5 protein-coding genes are annotated in these 5,430 nt (G+C 70.0%); 3 read left to right on the top strand and 2 right to left on the bottom strand.

The annotated features are described in order from the left end of the window. Positions 1–162: 162 nt before the first annotated feature. Together galK and galT are read right to left on the bottom strand one after the other, a co-directional pair. A complete protein-coding gene (gene galK / locus ACTICP_RS15660; protein WP_441893936.1) occupies positions 163–1,359 on the bottom strand; it encodes a galactokinase in 1,197 nt (398 codons plus the stop codon). Then, positions 1,356–2,585 (bottom strand): galactose-1-phosphate uridylyltransferase, encoded by a 1,230-nt coding sequence (gene galT / locus ACTICP_RS15655; RefSeq protein ID WP_441893934.1) that lies wholly within the window; start codon positions 2,583–2,585, stop codon positions 1,356–1,358. Before galT ends, galK begins: the two co-directional genes overlap by 4 nt. Positions 2,586–2,731: 146 nt before the next feature. On the opposite strand from galT, the gene ACTICP_RS15650 reads away from it, so the two are divergent. The 3 genes from ACTICP_RS15650 to ACTICP_RS15640 are packed head-to-tail and all read left to right on the top strand — an operon-like array spanning position 2,732 to position 5,390. Continuing rightward, on the top strand, positions 2,732–3,700 hold the full coding sequence (locus ACTICP_RS15650; protein WP_441893938.1) for a LacI family DNA-binding transcriptional regulator: 969 nt from the start codon (positions 2,732–2,734) through the stop codon (positions 3,698–3,700). A gap of 11 nt (positions 3,701–3,711) precedes the next feature. Beyond that, positions 3,712–4,719, top strand: a complete 1,008-nt coding sequence (locus tag ACTICP_RS15645; protein ID WP_441893932.1) for a hydroxyacid dehydrogenase — start codon at positions 3,712–3,714, stop codon at positions 4,717–4,719. Further along, positions 4,716–5,390, top strand: a complete 675-nt coding sequence (locus ACTICP_RS15640; protein ID WP_441893930.1) for a ThuA domain-containing protein — start codon at positions 4,716–4,718, stop codon at positions 5,388–5,390. Before ACTICP_RS15645 ends, ACTICP_RS15640 begins: the two co-directional genes overlap by 4 nt. Positions 5,391–5,430: the final 40 nt, after the last annotated feature.

The raw sequence follows: 5,430 nt of genomic DNA, 5'->3' as shown, positions 1-5,430 counted from the left end.
GCGCCCGCCGACTCGGGTCCGGGGCGGGGGCGCCGGCCGCCTCGGGCGCGGGTCGGGGGCCCCCGTCGCCCCCGGTTCGGGTCGCGTTTTCTGCCGCTCTGACGGCGTCAGAGCGGCAGAAATCGCGACCTGGACGGTGGTGGCCTGCCCCGGGCGCCCGGATCAGGCGTCGCGGCGGGCGCCCGCGGCGGGCGTCACGGGGAAGATGTGCGGGGCCGCGAATCCGGATGCTGCGAAAGCAGCGGTCACGGCCTGAGACACAGCGGGTGCGGCATCCTGCTCGACAAGCGCGATCGCGGCGCCGCCGAAGCCGCCCCCGGTCATACGGGCGCCGAGTGCCCCGGCCGCGAGCGAGGCCTCGACCGCGACGTCGAGTTCGCTGGTCGAGATCTCGAAGTCATCGCGCATCGAGACGTGCGAGACGACGAGCAGGTCGCCGATCCCGCGGGCACCGTGCTCGCGCAGCATGCGCACCGTGTCGAGGACGCGCTGGTTCTCGGTCACGATATGGCGCACGCGGCGGAAGGTCACATCGTCCATGAGACCTTCCGCACGTTCCAGATCGTGGACAGCGACATCGCGAAGAGCAGGAACGCCCATGATCGCGGCGCCCCTCTCGCAGGCATCGCGGCGATCGCGATAGCCCCCCGTCGAGTGCGCATGCGTGACACGGGTGTCGATGACGAGGATCTCGAGTGCGGCATCTGCCATGCCGAGTGCGACCGGCACGGCATCGAGCGTGCGGCAGTCGAGGAACAGCGCCGAGTCGGTCTCGCCGAGCATCGATGCCATCTGATCCATGATCCCTGTCGGAGCACCGACCGCTTCGTTCTCTGCCCGCCGGCCGACGCGGGCGAGCGCTTTGCGGTCGAGGTCCGCATTCCACGCGTCGTTCAGAGCGGATGCCGTGGCCCCCTCGATCGCGGCGGACGAGGAGAGGCCGGCACCGACCGGAACATCAGAGGTGATGGCGATGTCGACGCCGTGGGCATCGGCGACGCCGTGCGCATCTGTACTGGCGGCTCGCAGGGCCCAGGCGACGCCGAGCGGGTACGCGGCCCACGCGTCGGCCACCCGCAGGGACGTATCGCCGGGCTTCGGGAACAGCGCGGTCAGGTCTGCGAAGGCGACTTCGACCGGGTGCTCTGCATGATCGGAGGTCACCCGGATGCGCCCGTCTGCGCGCATGCCGACCGCGGCATACGTGCGGTGCGGGATGGCGAACGGCAGCACGAACCCGTCGTTGTAGTCGGTGTGCTCACCGATGAGGTTCACGCGGCCCGGCGCAGACCAGACGCCATCGGGAGCATGCCCGGTGAGCTCCTGGAACAGTCGTGCCGCGGCATCCTGCGCCGTCATCCGAGCGCTCCGTCAGCGGCGCGGTCGGCGCGGGCGATGGCGTCGCGGAGGCGAGCGGCTCCGTCTTCGGGGGCGACCTCGGCCGTCCACGCCCACATCGCTGACTCCGAGCCGGCGAGGAACTTGAGCTTGTCCGCGGCACGCCGGGGGCTCGTGATCTGCAGGTGCAGGCGCACCGCGTCGCGGCCGACATGCACCGGGGCCTGATGCCACGCGGCGATGTAGGGCGTGCCGCTGTTGAACGGTGGCGTGCTTGCGTAGAGCGCGTCGATACCGCGCAGCAGGCGCAGATAGAGGGGGGCGAGCTCGTCGCGCTCAGCATCCGTCGTCTCGGCAAGGTCGGCGACGTGGCGGTGGGGCATGAGATGCACCTCGAGGGGCCAGCGCGCGGCGAACGGCACGAACGCCGTCCAATGCTCGCCGTCGAGGACGACGCGCTCGGTGCCGCGCTCGAAATCCAGAACGTGCTGGAACAGCTCGGGAGCCGTGCGATCGATGCTGTCGAGCAGGCGGGTCGTGCGGGGCGTGACGAATGGATAGGCGTAGATCTGGCCATGGGGATGGGGGAGGGTCACACCGATCGCCTCACCGCGATTCTCGAACGGGAAGACCTGCTCGATGCCCGGCAGCTGTGACAGTGCAGCGGTCCGGTCGGCCCAGGCTTCGATGACCGTGCGAGCGCGGGTCACGCTCTGCGTGCCGAACGACCCGGAGCGGTCGGGGCTGAAGCAGACGACCTCGCACCGGCCGACGGAGCTGCGGGTGCGGCCGAGTCCGAGCGCCGCGAGGTCGTCGAGCCCGCGCGGAGGGTTCGCGGCGACGGGGGCTGCTCCGTCGGCCGCGGCCCCGGTGGCAGTCGCGAGTGCCGGTCCGAACGCGGGGGAGCGGTTCTCGAACACCGCGACGTCGTAGTTCGACGGCACCTCGGACGGATTCGTCGCCGTCTGCGGCGCCAGCGGGTCGGCGTCGGCGCTGGGCATCATGACGCGGTTCTGCCGGTTCGCAGCGACCGTGATCCACTCGCCGGTGAGCACGTCGAGGCGCATGCTGGCGGTGTCGGGGCGGGGGTCGAGCGTGCGTGTGTCGATGGCTCGGTCGGGCCCGAGCGACGTGCCCGGATCGTCGTAGTAGATGAGTTCGCGGCCGTCGGCGAGGTTCGTCGCCCGCTTGACGACCCCGGCGCCGAGCTTGGTCGTGCGCAACTCCGGAGAATCTTGCGTGTTCACGTCAACACGCTAACGTTCGAGCGGTGGTAGCGTCAACATTCCGGAGTTGTGAGCACCAGAGCCGCGAAGGGAAGATGCTGGTGACCGAGGATGATCTGTTCGGCCGCGACCGCCCCCGCCGCGGCGCTCCGCCCGGGCGCGTCTCGATGGCGATGGTCGCCGGTCGCGCCGGAGTCTCGGGTCAGACGGTCTCCCGCGTCGTCAACGGCAGCCCGCGTGTGGACCCGTCCACGCGTGCACGCGTCGAGCAGGCCATGGCCGAGCTCGGCTACCGCCCGCATCGCGCCGCGCGCGCCCTGCGGACCGGTCGCACGCAGACGATCGGTCTCGTCGTGACGACACTGGCAACGGTCGGCAATTCGCGGATGCTGCAGGCCACTGCTGAGGCGGCAGAACGCCGCGGCTACGCGCTCACGCTGATCACGGCCGTCGACGACATCGGCACGGCCTTCGCGCGGCTGCAGGAGCAGGGCGTCGACGGGGCGATCGTGCTGAACGAGGCTTCTGCGCTCACGCGCGCATCGGATCTGCCGGAAGGGTTGCGACTGGTCGTCGTCGACGCCGCACCGGACAACGGCTTCCGTGTCGTCAGCAGCGATCACGCCGGCGGCGCTGCGGCGGCGACGCGACATCTGCTGCAGCTCGGTCACCCGGTTGTGCATCATCTCGCCGGCCCCGCGGGCTCGTTCGCTGCTGCCGAGCGCGAGCGCGGCTGGCGAGAGGCTCTGCAGGCTGCCGGGATCGACGCTCTGCCGGTCGTGCGCGGAGACTGGTCGGCCGAATCGGGCCACGCCGCCGGTGCGCCCTTGACACCGGCAACGGCGATCTTCAGCGCCAACGACCAGATGGCGCTCGGACTCATCCGCGCGCTCGAAGACCAGGGGCGTCGGGTGCCTGAGAACGTGAGCGTGATCGGTTTCGATGACGTGCCGGATGCCGCGAACTACCGCCCCCCGCTCACGACGATCCGGCAGGATTTCAGCACCCTCGCCGCGGATGCCGTCGCGACACTGGTCGCCGATATCGAAGGCCCGGCGTCTCCGCCGTCGGATTCTCCCGGCGCCCATCTCATCGCGACTGATCTGATCGAACGACTCAGCACGCGCGAGGCGTGACGGCGGGCGCGATGGCAGACTGGCGGCGAGAGGAGTTGATCATCCGTCTTTCTGCCGTTCTGCTGATGGATCCGGCTTCGCTCGCCGATGAGCTCTTCACGGGGGCGATGCTCGACGAGCTGCGCGCGATCGTGTCGTTGGACGACCAGGTCGTGTCCGAACTCGATGATCGTGGACGAGCCGCGCTGCGCGACGCGAACATCGTGATCGGCGGATGGGGTGCTCCGCGAATAGCGCCGGCGGATGCGCCGAGATTGCAGTCCATCGTCTATCTGGGCGGGGTCGCGGCGATGTGCCTGGACGACCTCGCCGGCTGGGCTGCGCGAGGGCTGACGGCGGCCAACGCGCGCAGCATCAACGCCGGTCCGGTCGCAGAGTATGCACTCGCGATGATCCTTCTCGACGGCAAGGATGCCTTCGCCACCGCCCGCGCTTCGCAGCATCCGGCCGCGGCATCCAGCCAGTCGCCGATTGCATTCTTCGGCAACTTCCGCAGAACCGTGGGGATCGTCGGGCTGTCGCAGACCGCTCGCGCACTCATCGCGCTCCTGCGCCCCTTCGACCTCGACGTCATCGCCTACAGCCCCGAGCTCACTCCGGCGATGGCGGACGATCTGGGGGTGGGGATGCGCACCCTCGAGGAGGTGATGGCCGGCAGCGACATCGTGTCGCTGCACCAGCCGCTCACCGCCGAGACCCGCGGACAGATCGACGGCAGGATGCTGTCGCTGATGCGCGACGGCACAACACTGCTCAACACGGCGCGGGGCGCGATCATCGACCAGGAGGCGCTGGTCGAGCGGCTTCGCACCGGCCGTATCCGTGCGATCCTCGATGTGACCGATCCCGAACCGCTGGGCGACGACCACGAGTTGCGCGCGCTGCCGAACGTCGTCCTCACGCCGCACATCGCCGGCTCCCTGGGAACGGAGCTGCACCGGATGGGGCAGAACGCGGTCGACGAGGTGCGCCGGTTCGTCGCGGGTGCACCGTTCCGCTACCCGGAGGTGCTGCTGTGAACCAGAATCGTCGGGCTCTGGTGGTGCGGGGCGGCTGGGACGGCCACGACCCGGTCGGCGCCACAGACCGCTTCATTCCCGCGCTGCGCGATGCCGGGTTCGCCGTGGACACCGCCGACGACCTCGCCGTCTACGGCGAGGCCGACCGGATCGCGGCGGCGGACCTCATCGTGCACTGCTGGTCGATGGGCACCCTGACCGCCGATCAGGAGGCGAACCTCGTCGCCGCGGTGCGTGCCGGCACGGGCTTCGCCGGTTGGCACGGCGGTGCCATCGGCACCAACGTCTCGAATGCGGCCTATCTGCGCATGGTGGGCGGGCGATTCCTGTTCCACCCCGCGGGATTCCACGACTACACCGTCACCATCGATCCCGCGCCGGTGGCAGACGGTGAGATCACGTTCGGGCTCGAAGACTTCACCGTGCACACCGAGCAGTACTGGGTGCTCTCCGACAGCTACAGCACGGTGCTCGCCAGCAGCGTCTTCGAGGAGGCGCCCGATGCGGAATGGTCAGAGCCGGTCACGATGCCCGTGACGTGGACCCGTCGCTGGGGCGCCGGGCGGGTGTTCGTGTGCACGCTCGGCCACCAGGTCTCGGACTTCGACGTGCCCGAGACGGCCGCCATGATCACGCGCGGGCTCCTCTGGGCTGCTCGCGACCGCGACTGACACGTTCAGGTCGCAGAAACCGCCGCTCTGAGGCTGCGTA

It is taken from the genome of Microbacterium sp., from assembly GCF_052102115.1.
Classification (GTDB): domain Bacteria; phylum Actinomycetota; class Actinomycetes; order Actinomycetales; family Microbacteriaceae; genus Microbacterium.
The sequence above is the reverse complement of the archived record's forward strand: the minus strand, read 5'-3'. Positions and strand labels throughout refer to the sequence as shown.

Bases quoted from the DNA above. Each gene is read 5' to 3' on its own strand.
- galK (WP_441893936.1), bottom strand. From the start codon at position 1,359: ATGACGGCGCAGGATGCCGCGGCACGACTGTTCCAGGAGCTCACCGGG.
- ACTICP_RS15650 (WP_441893938.1), top strand. From the start codon at position 2,732: ATGGCGATGGTCGCCGGTCGCGCCGGAGTCTCGGGTCAGACGGTCTCC.
- ACTICP_RS15645 (WP_441893932.1), top strand. From the start codon at position 3,712: ATGGCAGACTGGCGGCGAGAGGAGTTGATCATCCGTCTTTCTGCCGTT.